At 39.7% G+C, this 20,324-nt stretch carries 16 protein-coding genes and 1 pseudogene; 14 read left to right on the top strand and 3 right to left on the bottom strand.

The features are described from left to right. Window positions 1-26: 26 nt before the first annotated feature. Both KKH91_03240 and KKH91_03235 read left to right on the top strand, forming a co-directional pair. On the top strand, window positions 27-944 hold the full coding sequence (locus tag KKH91_03240; GenBank protein ID MBU0951828.1) for a sugar phosphate isomerase/epimerase: 918 nt from the start codon (window positions 27-29) through the stop codon (window positions 942-944). 16 nt (window positions 945-960) lie between these two features. Beyond that, window positions 961-2,997: a transketolase gene (locus KKH91_03235; GenBank protein MBU0951827.1), complete on the top strand. Its 2,037-nt coding sequence runs from the start codon at window positions 961-963 to the stop codon at window positions 2,995-2,997. Window positions 2,998-3,075: 78 nt separating this feature from the next. Here the strand turns inward: KKH91_03235 and KKH91_03230 are convergent, their stop codons facing one another. The 3 genes from KKH91_03230 to KKH91_03220 are packed head-to-tail and all read right to left on the bottom strand — an operon-like array spanning window position 3,076 to window position 6,503. After that, window positions 3,076-4,476: an aspartate aminotransferase family protein gene (locus KKH91_03230; GenBank protein ID MBU0951826.1), complete on the bottom strand. Its 1,401-nt coding sequence runs from the start codon at window positions 4,474-4,476 to the stop codon at window positions 3,076-3,078. 58 nt (window positions 4,477-4,534) lie between these two features. Then, window positions 4,535-5,458: an AEC family transporter gene (locus KKH91_03225; GenBank protein MBU0951825.1), complete on the bottom strand. Its 924-nt coding sequence runs from the start codon at window positions 5,456-5,458 to the stop codon at window positions 4,535-4,537. Between the two features lies 1 nt (window position 5,459). Next, the gene (locus tag KKH91_03220) at window positions 5,460-6,503 is read right to left on the bottom strand and encodes a hypothetical protein (GenBank protein MBU0951824.1); all 1,044 of its coding nucleotides are present in this window, start codon (window positions 6,501-6,503) and stop codon (window positions 5,460-5,462) included. 96 nt (window positions 6,504-6,599) lie between these two features. Between KKH91_03220 and KKH91_03215 the strand changes: the two genes are divergently transcribed. The 12 genes and pseudogenes from KKH91_03215 (at window position 6,600) to KKH91_03160 (ending at window position 20,315) form a co-directional block, all read left to right on the top strand. After that, entirely contained in the window at window positions 6,600-6,968 is a 369-nt protein-coding gene (locus tag KKH91_03215; GenBank protein ID MBU0951823.1) for a response regulator, read from the top strand. A gap of 33 nt (window positions 6,969-7,001) precedes the next feature. Next, window positions 7,002-7,376 (top strand): response regulator, encoded by a 375-nt coding sequence (locus KKH91_03210; protein MBU0951822.1) that lies wholly within the window; start codon window positions 7,002-7,004, stop codon window positions 7,374-7,376. Between the two features lie 14 nt (window positions 7,377-7,390). Continuing rightward, a complete protein-coding gene (locus tag KKH91_03205) occupies window positions 7,391-7,567 on the top strand; it encodes a hypothetical protein (protein ID MBU0951821.1) in 177 nt (58 codons plus the stop codon). A gap of 123 nt (window positions 7,568-7,690) precedes the next feature. Further along, entirely contained in the window at window positions 7,691-8,611 is a 921-nt protein-coding gene (locus KKH91_03200) for an NAD-dependent epimerase/dehydratase family protein (protein MBU0951820.1), read from the top strand. Between the two features lie 217 nt (window positions 8,612-8,828). Next, window positions 8,829-9,488, top strand: a complete 660-nt coding sequence (locus KKH91_03195; GenBank protein MBU0951819.1) for a TIGR00730 family Rossman fold protein — start codon at window positions 8,829-8,831, stop codon at window positions 9,486-9,488. Window positions 9,489-9,501: 13 nt separating this feature from the next. Then, a complete protein-coding gene (gene secA / locus KKH91_03190) occupies window positions 9,502-12,129 on the top strand; it encodes a preprotein translocase subunit SecA (GenBank protein MBU0951818.1) in 2,628 nt (875 codons plus the stop codon). Next, the gene (lnt, locus tag KKH91_03185; GenBank protein MBU0951817.1) at window positions 12,122-13,633 is read left to right on the top strand and encodes an apolipoprotein N-acyltransferase; all 1,512 of its coding nucleotides are present in this window, start codon (window positions 12,122-12,124) and stop codon (window positions 13,631-13,633) included. The genes secA and lnt overlap by 8 nt, the downstream gene beginning before the upstream one ends. Window positions 13,634-13,768: 135 nt before the next feature. Next, window positions 13,769-14,836, top strand: a pseudogene (gene prfB / locus KKH91_03180) (peptide chain release factor 2). A gap of 52 nt (window positions 14,837-14,888) precedes the next feature. Next, on the top strand, window positions 14,889-15,293 hold the full coding sequence (locus KKH91_03175) for a response regulator (protein MBU0951816.1): 405 nt from the start codon (window positions 14,889-14,891) through the stop codon (window positions 15,291-15,293). A gap of 31 nt (window positions 15,294-15,324) precedes the next feature. Beyond that, on the top strand, window positions 15,325-16,791 hold the full coding sequence (lysS, locus tag KKH91_03170) for a lysine--tRNA ligase (protein ID MBU0951815.1): 1,467 nt from the start codon (window positions 15,325-15,327) through the stop codon (window positions 16,789-16,791). Window positions 16,792-16,817: 26 nt separating this feature from the next. Further along, on the top strand, window positions 16,818-17,696 hold the full coding sequence (gene ilvE, locus KKH91_03165) for a branched-chain-amino-acid transaminase (GenBank protein ID MBU0951814.1): 879 nt from the start codon (window positions 16,818-16,820) through the stop codon (window positions 17,694-17,696). A 108-nt stretch (window positions 17,697-17,804) separates the two neighbouring features. Continuing rightward, window positions 17,805-20,315, top strand: coding sequence for an ATP-dependent Clp protease ATP-binding subunit (locus tag KKH91_03160; protein ID MBU0951813.1), 2,511 nt, complete (start codon window positions 17,805-17,807; stop codon window positions 20,313-20,315). Window positions 20,316-20,324: the final 9 nt, after the last annotated feature.

Below are 20,324 nucleotides of genomic sequence, written 5' to 3'. Positions count from 1 at the left end.
CGGGATCACTGTTCTGGAGGTTCAAAATGAAAGATTCAATTCATGATTACATGAAAGTCGGGATAATCCATTTTATGATTTACCCGGAAACGATGAAAGGCGAAGGCCCGATACTTGAAACTCTTCAAAAAATTTGCGAAGACGACTTTTTCTCGGCTGTTGAAGTTTCCTGGATGAAAGACCCAGAAATCAGAAAAAAAGCTAGGGCTATGCTTGAACAAAGTCATCTTACTGTTGCTTACGGAGCCCAGCCGACGCTTCTGATAAACAAGTATAATGTAAACTCGATTGATCCGGTTGAAAGAAAAAAAGTTGTTGATTTTCTCAAAGAAAGAATTAATGAGGCCGAAGAATTGGGAGCAAAAGCAGTGGCAATTTTAAGCGGAGCAGACCCGGGCCCGGAAAAGAGGGAAGAAGCTAAAAAAGCCCTTATTTCGTCGTTAATTGAACTTTCTAAATATGCGGCTACAAAAAATCTTAATTTCGTACTTGAAACCTTTGACCGCGACATAGATAAAAAATCTCTGATCGGCCCTTCCGATGAAGCAGCTAAAATTGCGAAAGAAGTAAGAAAAGAATGCAAAAATTTCGGGCTTATGGTTGATTTAAGTCATATGCCGTTGTTGTACGAAACACCCAAGCAATCTCTTTCCGCGGTAAAAGATTACTTAGTCCACGCGCACATGGGCAATGCTATAATGAAAGACAAAAACGCTCCGGGATACGGCGACCAGCACCCAAGATTTGGTATTTCAACAGGTGAAAACGGGGTAAAAGAACTGACGGATTTCCTCAAATGTTTATTTGATGTCGGGTATTTGGGCAAAAAAACAGACAATCTTCCAATAGTAAGTTTTGAGGTCAAACCGCTTCCCGGAGAAAACCCGGAAGTTCTTATAGCTAACTCAAAAAGAGTTCTAAGGGAAGCCTGGAACAGAGTTTAAAAAGGAGAATTAAAAAATGGCATTGATGAATTCGAAGACAGGCAAGCTAAGAAAAGACTACACAATCCATGAATTGGTTGAGAAAACAAAAGAAATGCGTGCCTGGAACATGATAGGCATTACCTTGGCAAAATCCGGCCATACCGGCGGGACCATGTCAATCATGGATATTTCTGCCGCGTTATATTTAAAAGTAATGAAACACGATCCTGAAAACCCTGATTGGGCTGACAGAGACAGGGCTTTCTGGTCAGCAGGCCACAAAGCTCCTGCGCTTTATGTTTCGCTTGGAGCCGCAGGTTATTACAATATTGAAGAAACAGCAAAATTAAGAAAACTTTGGTCGGGTTTTGAAGGACATCCTAACAGATTTAAACTTCCCGGTATAGAAATTTCGAGCGGATCCCTGGGCCAGGGGCTTGGCGTGTCTGTCGGCAGCGCTTTAAACGCAAAACTCGAAAATAAAGATTACAGGGTGTATTGCATTATGGGTGACGGCGAACAGCAGGAAGGTTCTGTGTGGGAAGCAGCCATGTCAGCTGCGCACTATAACCTGGACAACCTATTAGGCATAATTGACAGAAATAAACTCCAGATAGACGGGCCTGTCGCGCAAGTCATGAATGTTGAGCCGCTGGAAGATAAATACAGGTCTTTCGGCTGGAACGTAATTGTTACTGACGGCCATGACATGCAAAAGATAGTTGACGCATTTGAACTGGCAAAGACCGTAAAAGGCATGCCCACAGTGATAATATTCAACACTATTAAAGGGAAATGTATTTCTTACGCGGAAAATGTCGTAGGATACCACGGAGTCCCGCCAAAACACGGAAGATGCGGTGATGAATCGCTTGAAACAGCGTTAAAAAACATCGGTATAGCTGATAAATTCCCTAAAGAAAGATTGGACCAGATTTTTAGTTCGGTTGAAGAATATCATAAAAAAGTGGTAAAAAAAGTTGACGCCATGGTCCCGAAATTCAAAAAGAATTACTGGTGGAATTCAGACCCTGCCGTTATGAAAGTTGACATGGAACCCACCAGATTCGGATTCGGCAGAGCCCTTGAAAAAATAGGTGAAGACAAAAATGTTATTGCTCATGGGTCGGATATAACGTCTTCAATAAAAATGGATGAGTTTTATAATAACCACCCGGAAAGAAAAAACAGGTTTTTCAGCATGGGTATAGCCGAACAAAATATGACGGTTGTAGCAGCCGGTTTTGCAAAGGAAGGAAAAACTTCTTTTATCGGTTCCTACGGAGTGTTTGTCACAGGAAGAAACTGGGATCAGATCAGGACCACTCTTTGTTATAACAACTTAAATGTTAAAATCGCATCAGCGCACGGGGGAATTTCAGTCGGTTCCGATGGTGCAACTCACCAGGCTCTTGAAGAAATTGCGCTCATGGCTTACTTGCCGAATATGACCATGGTAGTTCCCTGCGATTCAATGGAGACAGAAAAAGCTACGCAAGCGGTTACAAAAGTTAAAGGCCCTGCTTGTATCAGATATGCAAGGGAAGCAACTCCGATGGTAACAAAAACAGACACCCCCTATAAATTTGGAGTTGCAAATGTTATCAGATTCAGAGGTGTAAAAGAAAAATTTATAGACGCTTTTGAAACAAAACTTGCGACAAATTATAAATCTGAAAAAGAGCGGCTTACGATAATAGCTTGCGGCCCGATGGTTCCGGAAGCAATGAGAGCTGCATGGATATTGAAAGAACAGTTTAAGATTGAAACCAGGATATTAAATATCCATACAATTAAACCTCTTGATACGAAGTCAATACTTAAAGCGGCGCAAGAAACAGGTGTTGTAATTACTGCTGAGGAACATCAAGTCGGCGGTTTGGGGAATATTGTCGCAGGAGCTATCGCACGCAACAAAAAATTTAAATCACCTTTGTTGATGGATATGATCGGTGTTGAAGATAAGTTCGGCGACTCGGGCCAGCCCTGGGAATTAATGAAACTGTTCGGTTTGACCGCTGAATACTTTGTTGAAAAAGCAAGGAAACTTTTGATACAAAAAAAGAAATAACAGATTTAATTTAAGCTACCTAAATAAAAAGCTCCAGTCAAAACTGGAGCTTTTTTTATTTACAGAAAGTTTAAAGGTTTATATTAAGTCTGCAATAGCTTCATCCAGCGCTTTTATACCGTCTTTCAACGCTGTTTCATTTATTGTCAAAGGCGGTGTAAGTTTTATTGAAGCGCTTCCTGTACCTACCGGGGAAAACAGCATCAATCCTTTTTCTACGCATCTGCCTACAATATCATGAGCCAAATCTCCATCAGGATCTTTGGTTCCGGATTTGACTACATGTAAAGTATAAACAAGCCCTTTACCCTGAGCGCATCCCATTACATCAGGATATTTTTCCACAAGCTTAAGTAATTCTTTTTCTAAGTATTTTCCGATTTTTGCGGCATTTTCGGCTAATTTGTGTTTTACCAAATAGTCAATATTAGCTATAGCAGCAACAGAACAAACCGGATTGCCGGTGTGGGTGCTGGTCATCGTATTGGGCTCATACATATCCATTATGTCCGGTCTCCCTATAACTGCTGATAGAGGAAGGGAACTTGATATTCCTTTGCCGCAACAAGCTATATCAGGGACAATATCGTAGTGTTGAAAACCAAACATTTTGCCGGTTCTGCCAAAACCAGCCTGAACTTCATCAAAAACAAGTAATGCTTTGCTCTTATTGCAGAAAGCTCTTAGCAGTTGGGCGAACTTTTTTGGCATGAATGTAGCATTTCCGCCCTGGTAAGTTTCTGAAATAACTCCTGCGATATTTTTTGCAGGGTCAAGTTTTTTATGTTTCAAAAATTTCACAAAATTATTGAAACATTCTACATCGCAATTTTGGTATTTATCCTTACCCCACGGACAGCGGTAACAATAAGGAAACGGGGCCTGAACCATGTCTTTATCCAGATTTACAATCCATTTTTTTAAATCGGGTGAGCCGCCGATCATCTGCGACCCCATGGTTCTTCCGTGAAATGCGCCTGAAAAAGATACTATGGTTATTTTATTTTGCCCGCCTATTTTCAATCCCCAGGTTCTGGATAATTTTATTGCAACTTCGGTGGATTCAGCGCCGGTTGTCAATAAAAAGACTTTTTTTAACGGATAAGGGGCTAATTTTGCAATTTTCTCAATAAGGGTTGCTCTTATTTCGGACGGGAAACAATAATTGTGCAATAATCCTTTTTGAGTCTGCTTTATTATAGCTTTCTTTATTTCAGGGTTTGAGTGGCCCGCATTTGCAACAAGTACTCCGGAGCTAAAATCCAGCCATTTATTGCCGTATTTATCAAATACATTGATGCCAGCAGCACGATCCCATAACGCCAGCGGCTGGCCGGACATTGAACGCGGCTCGTATTTTCTCAATTTTTTTAGGATTTGAACCGACTTTTTAACCGGGAACTCATTTGTTACCATGTTCCTAAAAGGTGTTTTAACTTTTTGAATCTTCCTAACTTTTAATTCGTACTCTTTTGCCATAAAACCTCCTGAGTAAGGATCCCGTCCCCCTTAAAGGAAAAAACGGCGCCCCAAATTTTTATTTCAGTATTAGCAGCCAGAACGAGAGAGTGAACATCGACGCAATAGCTGTTAAAGTAATCGTATTAGCCATCATATCATAATCGCCTTCCATTTCTTTAACCATAACAAAAGACGAAACTGCGGTTGGCATTGCAATGATCAAAACCCCGATTTTTAAATCCAGTAACGTTGTTGGAATTAAAAACGTATAAATCATTAAAGCAATAATTGGCATAAAAATCAACTTTACGAATATAATTATAGTCTGCAGGTTCAAATTGTTGACGATAGAAGTAAAAGTTATAGATGCGCCAACGCTAAGCAGGGCCATGGGCAGAGACATTTTTGAAAGAAGATCAAGAAATTTGGAAAAAACAGAAGGAAGTTTTATGCCTAATACCGCGAAAATAAGGCCTGCTACAGATGAAACTATTAATGGATTGTATATTATTGATTTCAGCAAACTCAATGTGTTTTTTTCTTGTTTGCCTTGCGGCCTGTAGTATTCAAGGATAATAACTGACAAAATAACAGCAACAATAGCAAATGCTCCTCCAATAATTGCCGCTTTTGCCAGCCCTAAATTACCATATAAATTGGTAATAATAGGAAACCCGACATACGCCATATTGGTCCTGAAACATCCGAGGATAAATGAGCCCCTTTGCGCATTAATCTTTATAAAACCGCTGCAGGCCCAGGCTAGAATACAGGTTAAAACCGTAGTAATAATTATTCCTGTAACGCTTGCAAGATTGAAAACCTTGTCAAATTCAAACTGGACAATGCTTAAAAAAATAAGCGCAGGCAAACCGAAAAAATACAACAACCTGTTCATAACGTTTATACTTTCCTGTGTCAGAAAGTTTTTTCTTTTAAGCAGGTACCCGAGCCCGATAACGCCAAAAATGGGGAAAATAATATTTATTATTAATATCATGTTATAGCAGCTTTAGGATGTATTGATATAAGGAAGGAATAGTTTCTTTCTGATCGCCTTCTATATAATAACCTTTGCCTGAATAAACTTCCGGTATTCTTTTAACTATGCTTTTCTGGTCCCTGAAATAATAGTGGTACCTGCCTTCATTTTTATCTTCGTTTCCGTACGGGCGCAAATCAAAATCACCTGTTACTATGTTTTTAGGCGCTTTACCAACATTAGCCGCCATTGAAACTGCTTTCAATAGAACTTCCGGCCCCATTACCGCAGAACTTATATTTAAAATGACGCCGCCTTGTGTAAGTTTTGTAACCTCATTTACAAAAATAAGAAAATCCCGCGCGCTGGTGGCCCCTTTTGCAGCTCCGTCAAAATTACAATGCTGGTCTACAATGTCAGTCCCAATGCTTGCATGTACCGTTACTGGAATATTCAATTTAATTGCCTGTGCAAAAATACAGTTTTCCTCATATTTAAAACCGTTTAACGGCATATAATAACCCCTGTATTTATTTCCTTTAACACCAGCATTAATTACGCTTTTTCTGAAAACTGAATCCGTAAACAATCTGCCCATAGTTTCGCCAAAACCAAGTTTCATGCTGTTTCCTTTAATTAAAGCCTGGTTTATATACATTCCTGTTTCAAAGGCCATGCCGAACTCGCCTTTTTTAAGGCCGTCCCTTACATTTTCGCTCGATTCACCGATTAAAGAGAGTTCAAAACTGTGGATTGCCGATGCCACGTTAGTAGCAAAAAGTGTTATGATATTACGTTTCATCAAATCGACAATTATAGGAGAAAGGCCATTTTTTACAAGATGGGCGCCGGTTATTACAATTATTGGTTTTTTATTTTTACGTGCAGCTACAACCGCATTCGCGATATTTTCTATTTCTTTTAATGGCTGGATTATTTCTGAATTTTCAAGTTTTTTACAATCTACAAAAAGGCCTACAGATACTTTGCTTTTTCTTTGTTTCAGAGGATATGTTTTTATTTGTGAATTGTTAAATATTTTGAATTTACCTTTATATTCCATGTATTATCCCTTTCGTAAAAATCATTGTTTAAGTTATTATACTTATTATTGAAATCAAAGCAAATATATTATATAATATAATCCAGACATGCAGACATGGAAAAAAACAAAACGATACTTGTTCTTGAGAACCTTGATTCTTTCATGGAAATTATGAGCGCAGCATTAAAAAACCAGGGATACCGTATTATTCCGGCAGCTAGTGTTAAAGAAGCCAGGCTTATGATAAAAGATAAAACAGTTGACCTGGCAATTCTTGACATGAAACTTCCTGAAGAAACAGGCCTTGAGTATTCAAAAGAACTAAAAAAAACTCACCCTGGGCTTCCGGTGATATTCTGCACCGGTTATATGGACCAGGCATCTATGAGTGAAATCGATTCTACCCAAGTGGTTGATTTGCTTATTAAGCCTTTTCCTTTGCCTGAGTTAAAAAAGAGAGTACAGGAAATCCTCGGAATCTAGTCTAAGTGACAAATACTGCGAAAGGATGATTAAATGAAAAAGATACTTGTTGTCGAAGACGAAGAACTTTTAAGTGAAATATTCGCTACTGCGCTAAAAAAATGCGGTTTTGACTTATCAGTGGCAAATAATGCAGCACAGGCGCTTGAATACCTCGCGCAAACACAACCCGACCTGATGTTGCTTGATATGAAACTTCCGGATGCCAGCGGATTGAGCGTATTACAAAGAACACGCGAAAAATACCCAAAACTTCCTGTAATCATATGCACTGCTTTTGACCAGGCAAAACTTGAACAAACAATCGGAATCAATGCCTTGATTCATACTGCATCTGATTATTTGGTCAAACCTGTAAAACTTCAGGATTTAACTGCAAAAGTAAAAGATATTCTGGTAACAAAATAAATCTCAATCGTTTTATGCCCCCAGAGATAGAATCAATTCTCAATAATCACAACATTGAAAAGGCCTCTTCCGTTACGGCTAAAATATCTGCTCTTGCAGAAAAATTCGCTCAAGTAGAAATTTCTGTTTCAAAAAGTATTTCCGGGTTGCTTTCAGCAATCCTAAAAGATACAAAGCGAATTCAGTCCTGAGTAGCCTGCAACCGGATTTGTTGTTGAAGAAACTGATAAAAGAAAAGTGTCTTTGTTTGTAAATAAAATAGCAGTATATCCCATTTTACCTTGTTAAAGATGCTGTTTTAGAGGTACAATAAAATGAAAATATTAGTTACAGGAGGAGCCGGGTTTATCGGAAGCCATATTGTAGAATACTGGCAAAATAAGCCGAACACAGAAGTGCTTGTCTTGGACAATTTAAGAAGCGGGTTTATAAAAAACATAGAAAATTTCAAGGTTGAATTTATCCAGGATAGCATTACTAACTACCGCGCATTGCTTAAAGCGACAAAAGGCGTTGACTATATTTTTCACCTGGCGGCTATGATAAGCGTGCCTGAAAGTATTCTTGAACCGATTGAATGTATAAAAATAAACGCAGAAGGGACAATTAACCTGATAAAAGCAGCTAAAGAAAACAATGTTAAAAAAATAGTGCTGTCGTCATCTGCTGCAATGTACGGCGATAATCCAACGATGCCCAAAGTTGAAACCATGTTTCCAGAGCCTAAAAGCCCTTACGCGGTAACGAAATTGGCCGGCGAATATTATCTTTCGCTTTATCAAAACGCATGGGGAGTAAAAAGCGCAGCCTGCAGGTATTTCAATGTTTTCGGCCCAAGGCAGAACCCTAAATCTCAATATGCGGCCGCTGTGCCAATTTTCATTTCGAAAGCAGTTAAAAACGAAGATGTTGTAATCTATGGCGACGGCGAACAAACAAGAGATTTTATATATGTTAAAGATGCGGTACAGGCAAATATACTTGCCGCAGAAAAAGGCAGCGGGGTCTATAATGTCGCGTATGGCTCAAAAATTACGATCAATGCGCTGGCTGACAAAATCATTAAATTCTGCGGTTCTAAATCAAAAATTGTACATGAAAAAGAACGCCTGGGAGATATTAAACATTCCCTTGCAGATGTAAATAAAATTAAAAAACTTGGATTTGTTCCGACCTCAAATTTAGATGCAGGTTTAAAGACAACCGTAGCATATTTCAAATCTATAATGAAATGAATATAATGGCATAATTATGCAGGCAAAACTGGAAAAGAGATTAAAGGAAATATACGGTTCTAATTATCATTAAACCTTATAGAAAGAAAGGATATTGACAGGTTTACTGAAGGCATGTTTGAAAAATATTGCAAAAAAACAATAAACAACCACAGATATTTACCGTATTTTCGACAGAACATGCAGGGAAGGTTATCTAGGAGAATATATGAAGAAAATGAAAAGGTTCAATCAAACGCTTAACCATAACGACGTGCATGATGAAGATACCTGGCGCATATTCCGGATCATGGCAGAATTTATTGACGGTTTTGAAACACTTTCCAGGATAAAAAAAGGTATATGTTTTTTTGGGTCAGCCCGCCTTAAACCAAATACTAAATATTATAAAATCGCAGAGAAAACTGCATATTTGTTGGCTAAATCAGGCTATTCTGTAATTACGGGAGGCGGCCCGGGGGTAATGGAGGCTGCTAATAAAGGAGCCAGCGCGGGAGGAGGAAAATCTGTAGGCCTTAACATAATACTTCCTATGGAACAAAAACCAAATCCTTTTATGAACGTAATGCTTGAGTTCAGGTATTTTTTCGTGCGCAAGGTAATGTTCACGAAATATGCAAAAGCTTTTGTTGTTCTGCCGGGGGGCTTTGGTACTTTAGACGAGTTTTATGAAGCCATTACGCTCATCCAAACCGAAAGAATATGCCCGTTTCCGGTTATACTGGTAGGCAAAGAATACTGGAAAGACCTTATCGCCTGGATGAAAAACAGCATGCTCAAAGAAAACTGTATTTCAAATTGCGACCTGGACATATTCAAAGTTGTTGAAACTCCGGAAGAAATTGTCTCAATAATCAAAAAAAACCATTTTAAATAAGGACCTTCGGAAAATGCTTAATGAAATTTTAAAATCTATTTTCGGCACAAAGGATTTGAGGGTAATTAATAAACTTGGGCCCCTGGTTGAGGTTATTAATTCTTTGGAAGAAGAAATCGAAAAACTTTCAGACGAACAGCTGAAAAACAAAACTGACGAATTCAAAAAACGCCTTGCAGAAGGCGAATCTTTAAACGATATTCTCGCTGAGGCGTTTGCCTGCGCGCGGGAAGCATCTAAAAGAACAATAAAATTAAGGCATTATGACGTCCAATTGGTAGGCGGAATGGTTTTACACGAAGGTAAAATAGCCGAAATGAAAACAGGTGAAGGAAAAACCCTGGTAGCAACTCTTCCTGCTTATTTAAACGCCCTGACGGGCAAAGGCGTTCATATAGTCACGGTGAATGATTACCTGGCAAAACGTGACCCGGCCTGGATGGGGCCGGTTTTCCAGGCGCTCGGTTTAACAGTAGGATATATTCAGCATGACATGACTCCTGAAGAAAGGCAAAAAATGTACCAATGCGACATTACATACGTTACAAATAATGAAATCGGTTTTGACTACCTTCGCGACAATATGGTAATAAAAAAAGACGAAAGAGTGTTGCGCCCGATGTATTTTGCGGTAGTCGATGAAGTTGATTCAATTTTAATCGATGAAGCGCGTACGCCTCTTATTATATCGGGCCCGGCGGAAGAATCAACTGAAAAATATGTCCTTGCAAACCGTTTAGTGCCCCATTTAAGAGGGAAATTTGTAACAGATGCTGAAGAAATGGAAGCAAAATACAAAGGCATAGATTTGGCAAAAGGCTATGATTTCATAGTAGATGAAAAAGCGCATTCGGTAACGCTAACCGAGACCGGAGTGACAAAATGCGAGAGACTGCTGGGTATTGAAAATCTTTATGACGATCTGGAATCAGAGTGGGTTCATCATATAACAGCAGCTCTGCGGGCTCATAACCTTTTCAAACGCGATGTTGATTACGTTATTAAAGACGGACAAGTAATAATAGTTGACGAATTTACAGGAAGGCTGATGCCGGGCCGCAGATGGTCAGACGGGCTTCACCAGGCAGTTGAATCAAAAGAAAACCTGCGGGTTGCCGAAGAAAACCAGACATTGGCCACGATTACTTTCCAGAACTATTTCAGAATGTATGAAAAAATATCAGGAATGACAGGTACCGCTAAAACGGAAGCGTCTGAATTCTGGGATATATACAAACTTGACGTTATAAGCATCCCGCCCAACAAGCAAAACATCAGGATTGATAATTCCGACGTTATTTACCGCACGGAAAAAGAGAAATGGAGCGCGCTTGTTGACGAAATAGAACAATCCTGGAAAAAGGGCCAGCCGGTCCTTGTCGGCACAAGATCTATTGAAAAAAATGAAAAACTTTCCGGCATGATGCGCAGGCGCGGGATACCTCACCAGGTCTTAAACGCAAAATTCCACGAACAGGAAGCCCAGATAATTTCGCAGGCAGGCAAAAAGGGCACAGTGACTGTGGCTACAAATATGGCGGGAAGAGGCGTAGATATTATTCTCGGCGGCAACCCGCCGAATTTAGAAGAACAACAGCTTGTCATAAATGCCGGGGGACTCCATGTAGTAGGCACCGAACGCCATGAATCGAGGCGTATTGACAACCAGCTTCGCGGAAGAGGCGGCAGGCAGGGTGACCCGGGTTCAACAAGATTTTTTATCTCTCTTGAAGACGAACTTATGCGACTTTTCGGCGGAGCAAGAATGTCCGGGCTCATGGAACGACTTGGCATGAAGGAAGGGGAGAATATCGAACACCCCTGGATCAGCAAAGCAATAGAAAATGCGCAAAGAAAAGTTGAAGCGATGAATTTTGATATCAGAAAACAATTGCTTGAGTACGATAACGTAATGAACAAACAGAGAGAGGCTATTTACTCATTACGCAACGAAATACTTGAAGGCGAAGATATATCTCAGCAAATCAAAGATATGGTAAGCGAATCTATTGACGAAAAAATTGAGCAGTGGGCAGTTAAGAAACATCCTGAAGAATGGGAATGGCCAAGTTTAACTCTATGGCTTAAACGCGTGTTCAACATTGATTTGCAATTAACGCAGGATGAAATACTCAGGTTTGACAGGCAATTATTGAAAGAAACGCTTGAAGAAAAAATACTAGCTGTTTATAACACCCGGGAGCAAAATTTCGGCAAAGACACTATGCGCGAGCTGGAAAGAATGGTTTTGCTTCACATGATTGATACCGCTTGGCGCGAACACCTTTATGAGTTGGACCAGCTCAAGAAAGGTATTGGCCTTCGCGCTTACGGTCAGAAAGACCCTTTGATAGAATACCAGCAGGAAGCATTTAAAATTTTCAGCCTTATGATGGAACGTATTCGTGAAAGTACAGTTGAGTATGCATTGAGGATTCAACCGGTAACTGAAACTATAAGGAGAACCGCCCCTGACACGACGACAGGAACGCCTAAAGGCGCGCCAAAATTGAAAGTATCTGTAAATCCTTCAAAAGTATCAAAAGATATTCCTGACATTGCCAAGAAACTTGGTCGTAACGATCCCTGTCCCTGCGGAAGCGGGAAGAAATACAAAAAATGCTGCGGCACTAATGCTTAATTTTTTTCTCCAAACACTTACAGGAATACTGCTTTTTCTATGCTTCCCAAAATCAAACCTTTTTTTTCTTGCTTGGATTTCGCTCATTCCGCTATTATTTACAATTCAAAAAGCTAAACCCGCTAAAGCCTTTTTTGCCGGGTTGACTTCCGGTGTGGTTTTTTACTGCGGTTATCTATACTGGTTTGTGCCAACTTTCACCGCGGCCGGCGAATCCTGGTTGCTGGGTTTACTTGTGCTTTTATTGCTTTCGATTTATTTGTCAATTTATTTGGGTGTTTTCTGTTTTGTTGTCAATTATTTTAAATCAATAGGAATTGTTTTCAGTTTATTTTGTGCTTCTCTTTGGGTAGTCTTAGAATATTTACGCGGTCATCTTTTCGGCGGAATTCCAGGAGGTATTCTTGGGTATTCTCAATGTAGTTTTCTGCCGGTAATTCAAATAGGCGATATCACAGGAGTTTATGGTGTTTCTTTTTCAATTGTATTGGTGAATTCATGCATTTTTCAATTGATGCGTGAAAGTAATTTAAAATATAAAATTGGAAATTTTGCATTTTCTTCGGCTATTTTTCTTTTTTGTTTAGTTTACGGACTTTTTCACTTATCAACTTCTCAGCTTACGCCTAGCAACTCATCAACCTCAGTTAAGGTTTCCATACTACAAGGCAATATCGACCAATATAAAAAATGGGACCAGAAATTTGCAAATGAAATAATTGGCGTTTATGATAAGCTGGCAAAAGATGTAGTCAAAATAGAAAAACCTGACCTGATTGTTTGGCCGGAATCTTCCGTTCCAGGATTTTTACTTGAAGAAAAATATTTTTCAAAATGGGCCTGCGATTTAGCTAAAGAAACCAGGACTTTCCATCTAATTGGTTCGGCGGATTATAAAGAAGGCAAATATTTCAATTCAGCAATTCTAATTTCTTCCGAAGGAAAGTTAGCAGCAAAATATGACAAAATGCATCTTGTGCCTTTTGGGGAAACTATTCCGCTAAAATCATTTCTCTCAAAATACATAAAAGTTGTAAATGAGTTAGGGGATTTTACATCAGGAAAAAATTATACGGTTTTTGATTTGCCGATTGGCGCTGATTTAAAACCTGTTAAATTTTCAAGCAATATTTGTTTTGAAGCGATTTTCCCGGAACTTATAAGAAAATTCAAAGGACAGGAATTTATTATTAATTTAACCAATGATGCGTGGTATTTGAGGACATCAGCTCCGTACGAGCATTTCTCATTCAATGTTTTCCGTGCAATAGAAAACAGAAAGCCGGTTATACGTTGTGCAAATACCGGTATTTCCGGGCATATTGATTCCTGCGGCAGAATAATCAGCAAAACAGTAATTTTTACCACCGCTGCCCAAACATACATCATACACCCAAACCAAACTGTTTCATTTTACTCTCGCTTTGGTGACGTTTTTATTCTTTTTTGTGCTCTAATGACAATTATTCCTTTTGCAAAATCAAAACATCATGAATACTCATAAAAAATCAGGCTTAGCAATCGGGTTAATAGTTTTAACAGGAACGACCCTTTTTTGAAAAATATTGTTTAAAATGCTAAAATGGGGATATGCAACATTATACGATCAGGGAATTAAAGGATGAATTAAGCAAGGCTTCTGAAAAGGTTGGCACTTTGAGGGGGTTCCTTTGACGTTGAAAACAAAGAAAAGAAAATAGCCGAACTTCAGCAAATAACAGCCCAAGCCAACTTCTGGGACAACACCCAGGACGCCCAAAAAATTATGAGGCAGCTGGATTTAGCAAAGTCTGACGTTGCTTCGTACACAAACCTAAAGAAAGAACTTTCCGATTTAGACACAATAATAGAACTTTCCGAAAGCGACAAATTAGATGAACATTTTGAACAGGAATTCATTGATAAACTCACAGTACTTAAAAAAGATATAGCTTTGATTGAAATAAAAACTAAACTTTCTCTATCTCAGGATAAACTCGGCGCCATAATTTCCATTCATGCAGGCGCAGGCGGTACCGAAGCCTGCGACTGGGCAGAAATGCTTTTCAGAATGTACGCCCGCTGGGCTGAAAAAAAAGGATTTACCCTTGAACAATCAGACATTTTACCGGGTGATGGCGCGGGAATAAAAAGTATTACTTTTTTTGTACGCGGGCCTTATGCTTACGGTTTATTAAAAAGTGAAGTAGGCGTTCACCGGCTTGTACGCATCTCACCCTTTGACGCAAATAAGCGCAGGCACACATCTTTTGCATCCTGCGATGTGCTCCCTGAAATAGAAGATGAAATAAAGATCGAAATAAAAGATGAAGATATCAGAATAGATACTTACCGTGCATCAGGTCATGGCGGACAGCACCTCCAAAAAACCGATTCTGCTGTAAGAATAACACATATCCCGACCGGAACTGTAACCCAATGCCAGAATGAACGTTCCCAACTAAAAAACAAAATCTCTGCGATGAAAATCCTGAAAGCAAAACTTTATGAACTGGAGCAGGACAAATTGCGTTCAGCAATTGAAAAACATTACTCAGAAAAGGGTAATATCGGCTGGGCCAATCAAATCCGTTCCTACGTCTTCATGCCCTACCAATTAGTAAAAGACCACCGAACCGGCGCAGAAATAGGCAATGTCAACCTGGTTATGGATGGTGACATCGACCTTTTTATCGAAGCTTATCTTGCAAAAAACTTGCAAAAATAGAGGTTATGTAGTAAAATAATATAATTATATCCTATTATATAAACGGGGGATTATGTCTGTAAAAACCGTTCTAATAGTTGAAGATGATAAAGAAGTCCAAACACTTATAAGATTTGTCCTGGAAAGAGACGGTTACTATATTAAGCATGCAGATACTGGAGGCGAAGCTCTCGAACTGCTGGGCATTGAACATATCGGCCCGACTGGTAAATTTGGGTTAACCCCTATAATCCCGGATCTGATTTTGTTGGATATTATGCTGCCTGAAGTTGATGGCTATACAATTCTCAGCAAGATGGCGCAAAAACCGGAGTTATGTAATATTCCAGTAATAGTCGTTACAGCGAAACCCATGATGTTGGATTTATTCATGATGTCAAAAAACGTAAAACATTTTTTCGCAAAACCTTTTAACACTAAATTATTGAGAGAAAAAGTGAAGGAAATAGTAGGATAATATGGAAAACAAAACACCCGTAAAAACAGAAATGCAGGAAACAACACTACCGATTGAAAAATTGGTAGAGAACCGCAAAGAAAAGCTGGATAAAATTATAGCTTCAGGCATTAATCCTTATCCGGATAAATTTGATTATACCCATACACTCTCTGCCATGAAAACAGAGTTTGAAGGTTTGAAATCAGAAGAATCTATAGAGAGGGAAATTAAAGTTTGCGGTAGGATTGTTGCCCGCAGGCAAATGGGAAAAGCAACCTTCTTCCACATTCAGGATTATACAGGAAAATCACAGGCTTATATTAAAACGGACATAGTAGGGCAGGAAAATTATATAAATTTTATCGAGCTTATTGATATTGGTGATTTTATCGGAGTGACAGGAAAACCTTTCAGAACAAGAACCGGCGAACTGACCGTTTACGTAAAAAGCTTTCAAATATTATCCAAATCGCTCAGGCCTCTGCCCGAAAAATGGCACGGGCTTAAGGACGTTGATACCCGTTACAGGCAGAGATACTTGGACTTAATTTCAAACGCGGATGTAAAAGACATTTTTGTTAAACGTTCAAAGTTAATCAACCAGATAAGAAATTATTTAACCGGATTGGGTTTTCTTGAGGTCGAAACACCTATTATACAGCACCTGGCAGGCGGAGCCATTGCCAGGCCGTTTAAGACACATCATAACACTTATGATATGGATTTATTCCTGCGTATTGCGTCAGAATTGTCTCTCAAAATGCTTGTTGTCGGCGGGTTGGAAAAAGTATTTGAAATAGGAAAATCTTTCAGAAACGAAGGCATTGACCGCCAGCATAACCCTGAATTCACCATGATAGAAGTATATCAGGCCTATTCAAATTGCCGGGATATGATAAAACTGACCCAGGATTTATTGATAAACATAGCAACAACAATGGACTTAAAAGACAAAATTAATATTGAGGGAAAACCTATTGATTTAACTAATTTCAGAATAGCCACTATGAATGAATTGTTTCAGGAAACTTTTGATAAGAAAGTAAATATTCTTGAACTGGTCGCAAAAAACTGTATAAAAGATTTCGCTGCTGAAGTCAAACTGGAAATGACGCCGGATACAACAGATAAAAAGATTTTCGATCATCTTTTTGATCAATTTATACAGCCAAAACTTTTCAACCCGACTTTTGTCACGGATTATCCTCTTGCCTATTCGCCTCTTTCAAAAGCGAAGGATGAAATTACTGCAGACAGGTTCGAATTATTTGTAGCCTGCATGGAGATGGCCAACGCATATTCAGAGTTAAATGACCCCGAAGAACAAAGAAAACGCTTCTGCAGCCAGAACCAGAAAGACGATATCCATCCCATGGATGAGGGTTTCGTTATGGCTCTTGAGCACGGTATGCCGCCTTGCGGCGGATTAGGAATAGGAATAGACAGGCTTGCAATGCTGATAACAAACTCTCCCTCTATACGTGAAGTTATATTATTCCCATTGCTTAGAACTTAATCATAAAACTGGAGGTTTTATTTAAAATGTCAAATTTGGTTTATTTAAACGGAAAATTGGTAAAAAAAGAAGATGCAAAAATCTCAGTATTTGACCATGGATTATTATACGGGGACGGTGTTTTTGAAGGTATCCGTGCCTATAACGGCCGCGTATTTAAACTAAGAGAACATCTGGACAGACTTTATAACTCAGCCCGAGCTATTACGCTTACCATTCCTTTGAAGAAACAAGAAATGGAAATTGCAACTCTTGAAACACTCAGGGCCAACAAATCAAAGGATGCTTATATCAGGCTGGTAGTAACCAGAGGGGTTGGTGATCTCGGTCTCGATCCGAGAAAATGCCCTAAAGCTACAATTTTTATTATTGTTGACAAAATCACTCTATATCCTAGTGAATTTTATACAAAGGGGTTAGAGCTTTTTACCGTGTCAACAAGAAGAAACATGGTAAATTCTATCAACCCCTGTATTAAATCTTTAAACTATCTCAATAACATTCTGGCCAAAATTGAAGCCACAACTATGGGTGCGCCTGAAGCTATCATGCTCAATAAAGACGGTTATGTCGCCGAATGTACTGGCGACAATGTCTTTATTTTAAAACATAATATTTTAATAACTCCTCCTACCTGGGCAGGAGCTTTACAAGGTATAACCCGCGAGGCAGTTATGGACTTGGCAAGAACCCACATGAAACTGCTTGTTAAAGAGGATATATTCACTGTCTATGACGTCTATACGGCAGATGAGTGTTTTTTAACCGGGACTGCTGCAGAGATCATCCCTGTAGTTGGTTTAGACAACAGAAAAATTGGTAACGGAAACCCCGGGAAAATAACGCTGAAACTTATTAAAGAATTTCGTGAACTCACACGCAGTACTGGAGTACCGATTTACTAAAATGCTTAGTCACGTGTGCCCGGAATGCGGCATAACATATTCTGAGTTCAAACAAACAGGCAGCATGCATCCGGGACCGTTTAATAATTCAATTAAAAAGAGGAACTAATGAACAGGTTTACTGAACGGGCGCAAAAGGTTATTTCAATTGCGCAGGAAGAAGCGAAACGGTTAAATCATGATTATGTCGGCACAGAACATCTACTGCTCGGGCTTGTTGCTCTGGGCGAGGGTGTCGCTGCCCAGGTGCTCGCAAATCTGGGTATTGATTTTAGAAAACTGAGAAATGAAGTAGAAAAAGTTGTAGGAACCGGGGACAATATAATGCTTTTGGGTGAAATACCTTTCAGCTCCAGGGCCAAGAAAGTACTGGAACTTTCCGTAGACGAAGCCGGCACCATGGGCCATTATTACGTAGGCACTGAGCACCTTCTGCTGGGCTTGCTAAAAGAAGAAGAGGGAATCGCAGCTAGAGTCCTCGAAAACCTCGGAGTAAAAATAGAAGATGTCAAGGAAGAAGTTGTTAATCTGCTAGGTGAACCTACAAAATCACAGCAAAATCAACACCCGCCTATTAGTTCAGGCGGGCATCGCGTATCCAATAAAACGAAAACTAAAACGCCTACACTGGATGAATTTTCCAGGGACCTTACAGTACTGGCAAAAGAAGGCGGACTGGACCCGGTAATAGGCAGGGATAATGAAATAGAGCGCCTAACACAGATCCTTTCACGCAGGACTAAAAACAACCCGGTACTCATCGGTGACCCGGGTGTCGGTAAAACCGCAATCGTTGAAGGGCTTGCACAAAGAATAGCTAAAGGTGAAACACCCGAAATATTAAACAACAAGCGTGTGATCACGCTCGATTTATCTGCGGTTGTTGCAGGAACAAAATACCGCGGCGAATTTGAACAGCGCCTTAAAAACATCATGGATGAAATCCGCCGCGGAAAAAACAGCATCATACTATTCATAGATGAATTGCACACGGTGATAGGTGCAGGCGCGGCTGAAGGCGCTATTGACGCTTCCAATATGCTGAAACCCGCATTAGCGCGCGGCGAACTTCAATGCATCGGAGCTACCACTCTTGATGAATACCGCAAACATATTGAACATGACCCGGCGCTTGAAAGAAGATTCCAGCCGATAGTTGTTGACCCGTCTACTGTTGAAGACACCATTGCAATCTTGAAAGGTTTAAAAGAAAAATATGAAAGCCACCATAAAGTAAAATATACGGACGAGGCCTTAGCAACGGCAGCCTATCTTTCAGACAGGTTTATCTCTGATAGGTATTTGCCGGATAAAGCTATAGATATAATTGACGAAGCCGGATCCAGGGCCCGACTGCAAGTATCCCAGGTAACACCCGAAATCAAAGAAAAAGAAGAGGAACTCGAAGCTGTCATAAAAGATAAAGAATCATCAATTTCCAAGCAGGCGTATGAAAAAGCTGCAAGATTACGTGACAAAGAAAGAGAAATGAAACGCGCCATTGAGGAAATGAAAAAAAAGTGGAGAGAAAAAAGGGACGCCATCTTTCCGCCGGTTACCGAAGACGACATTGCTTATGTCATTTCGAAATGGACGAACATACCAATAACCAGAATAACTGAAAAAGAACAAGAAAGATTGCTAAAAATGGAGGATGAGCTTCACGGGCGCGTAATTGGCCAAGACGAAGCAATCCGGTCCATTTCACAGGCAATCAGGCGTTCCAGGACAGGCCTTAAAGACCCCAAAAAACCAATTGGCAGTTTTATTTTCCTCGGGCCCACCGGCGTGGGAAAAACAGAACTTGCCAGGACTCTTGCGGAATTTCTTTTCGGCGATGATACCGCATTAATAAGAATAGATATGTCCGAATATATGGAAAAATTTTCTGTTTCCAGGCTTATAGGAGCCCCTCCGGGTTATGTGGGTTATGAAGAAGGGGGCCAGTTGACCGAAAAAGTCCGCAGGCGCCCTTATGCGGTAGTACTGCTGGATGAGATTGAAAAAGCTCATGCGGAGGTCTACAATTTATTGCTTCAAATATTTGAAGAAGGCAACCTGACCGATAGCTTAGGTCACAAAGTAAGTTTTAAAAATACCATCATTATCATGACTTCAAATGTCGGAGCAAGGCTAATTTCAAAAGGGAAAGCGCTCGGTTTCCTTGTTCAGGAGGATTCCCAGAGAACTTATGTTTCAATAAAAGATACAATCCTTGAAGAAGTTAAAAAAACTTTTAATCCTGAGTTTATTAATAGAATTGACGACATGATTGTTTTCCACCCGATTGGCAAGCCTGAAATGAAGAAGATCCTTGACCTTCTTTTAGAAAGAGTTAAAATAAAGCTGGAAAAACAAGGATTAACGATTGAACTTTCCGAAACAGCAAAAGAGTTCCTCCTGGAAAACGGTTTTGATTCAAATTATGGCGCCCGGCCGCTGCAAAGAACTATACAGAGGCACCTCGAAGATGCTATTTCCGAAGATATTCTTTCAAAAAATGTTGTCGCAGGGCCCGCAGGGAACTTAACAAAAATATATGCTGATTTTGACCAGGAAAATAAAAAGATAAAATTCATCTCAAATGTAATACCTGTGGTGAAAAAAAATTTAATTTAAACCTTTAAA

This window comes from Elusimicrobiota bacterium (assembly GCA_018816525.1).
Lineage (GTDB): Bacteria > Elusimicrobiota > Endomicrobiia > CG1-02-37-114 > XYA2-FULL-39-19 > OXYB2-FULL-48-7.
This window is presented reverse-complemented; position numbering and strand designations above follow the sequence as displayed.

Bases quoted from the DNA above. Each gene is read 5' to 3' on its own strand.
- KKH91_03220 (MBU0951824.1), bottom strand. From the start codon at position 6,503: ATGGAATATAAAGGTAAATTCAAAATATTTAACAATTCACAAATAAAA.
- KKH91_03240 (MBU0951828.1), top strand. From the start codon at position 27: ATGAAAGATTCAATTCATGATTACATGAAAGTCGGGATAATCCATTTT.
- ilvE (MBU0951814.1), top strand. From the start codon at position 16,818: ATGTCAAATTTGGTTTATTTAAACGGAAAATTGGTAAAAAAAGAAGAT.
- lysS (MBU0951815.1), top strand. From the start codon at position 15,325: ATGCAGGAAACAACACTACCGATTGAAAAATTGGTAGAGAACCGCAAA.
- KKH91_03195 (MBU0951819.1), top strand. From the start codon at position 8,829: ATGAAAAGGTTCAATCAAACGCTTAACCATAACGACGTGCATGATGAA.
- KKH91_03210 (MBU0951822.1), top strand. From the start codon at position 7,002: ATGAAAAAGATACTTGTTGTCGAAGACGAAGAACTTTTAAGTGAAATA.
- KKH91_03235 (MBU0951827.1), top strand. From the start codon at position 961: ATGGCATTGATGAATTCGAAGACAGGCAAGCTAAGAAAAGACTACACA.
- KKH91_03225 (MBU0951825.1), bottom strand. From the start codon at position 5,458: ATGATATTAATAATAAATATTATTTTCCCCATTTTTGGCGTTATCGGG.
- KKH91_03200 (MBU0951820.1), top strand. From the start codon at position 7,691: ATGAAAATATTAGTTACAGGAGGAGCCGGGTTTATCGGAAGCCATATT.
- lnt (MBU0951817.1), top strand. From the start codon at position 12,122: ATGCTTAATTTTTTTCTCCAAACACTTACAGGAATACTGCTTTTTCTA.
- KKH91_03230 (MBU0951826.1), bottom strand. From the start codon at position 4,476: ATGGCAAAAGAGTACGAATTAAAAGTTAGGAAGATTCAAAAAGTTAAA.
- KKH91_03175 (MBU0951816.1), top strand. From the start codon at position 14,889: ATGTCTGTAAAAACCGTTCTAATAGTTGAAGATGATAAAGAAGTCCAA.
- secA (MBU0951818.1), top strand. From the start codon at position 9,502: ATGCTTAATGAAATTTTAAAATCTATTTTCGGCACAAAGGATTTGAGG.
- KKH91_03215 (MBU0951823.1), top strand. From the start codon at position 6,600: ATGGAAAAAAACAAAACGATACTTGTTCTTGAGAACCTTGATTCTTTC.
- KKH91_03160 (MBU0951813.1), top strand. From the start codon at position 17,805: ATGAACAGGTTTACTGAACGGGCGCAAAAGGTTATTTCAATTGCGCAG.
- KKH91_03205 (MBU0951821.1), top strand. From the start codon at position 7,391: ATGCCCCCAGAGATAGAATCAATTCTCAATAATCACAACATTGAAAAG.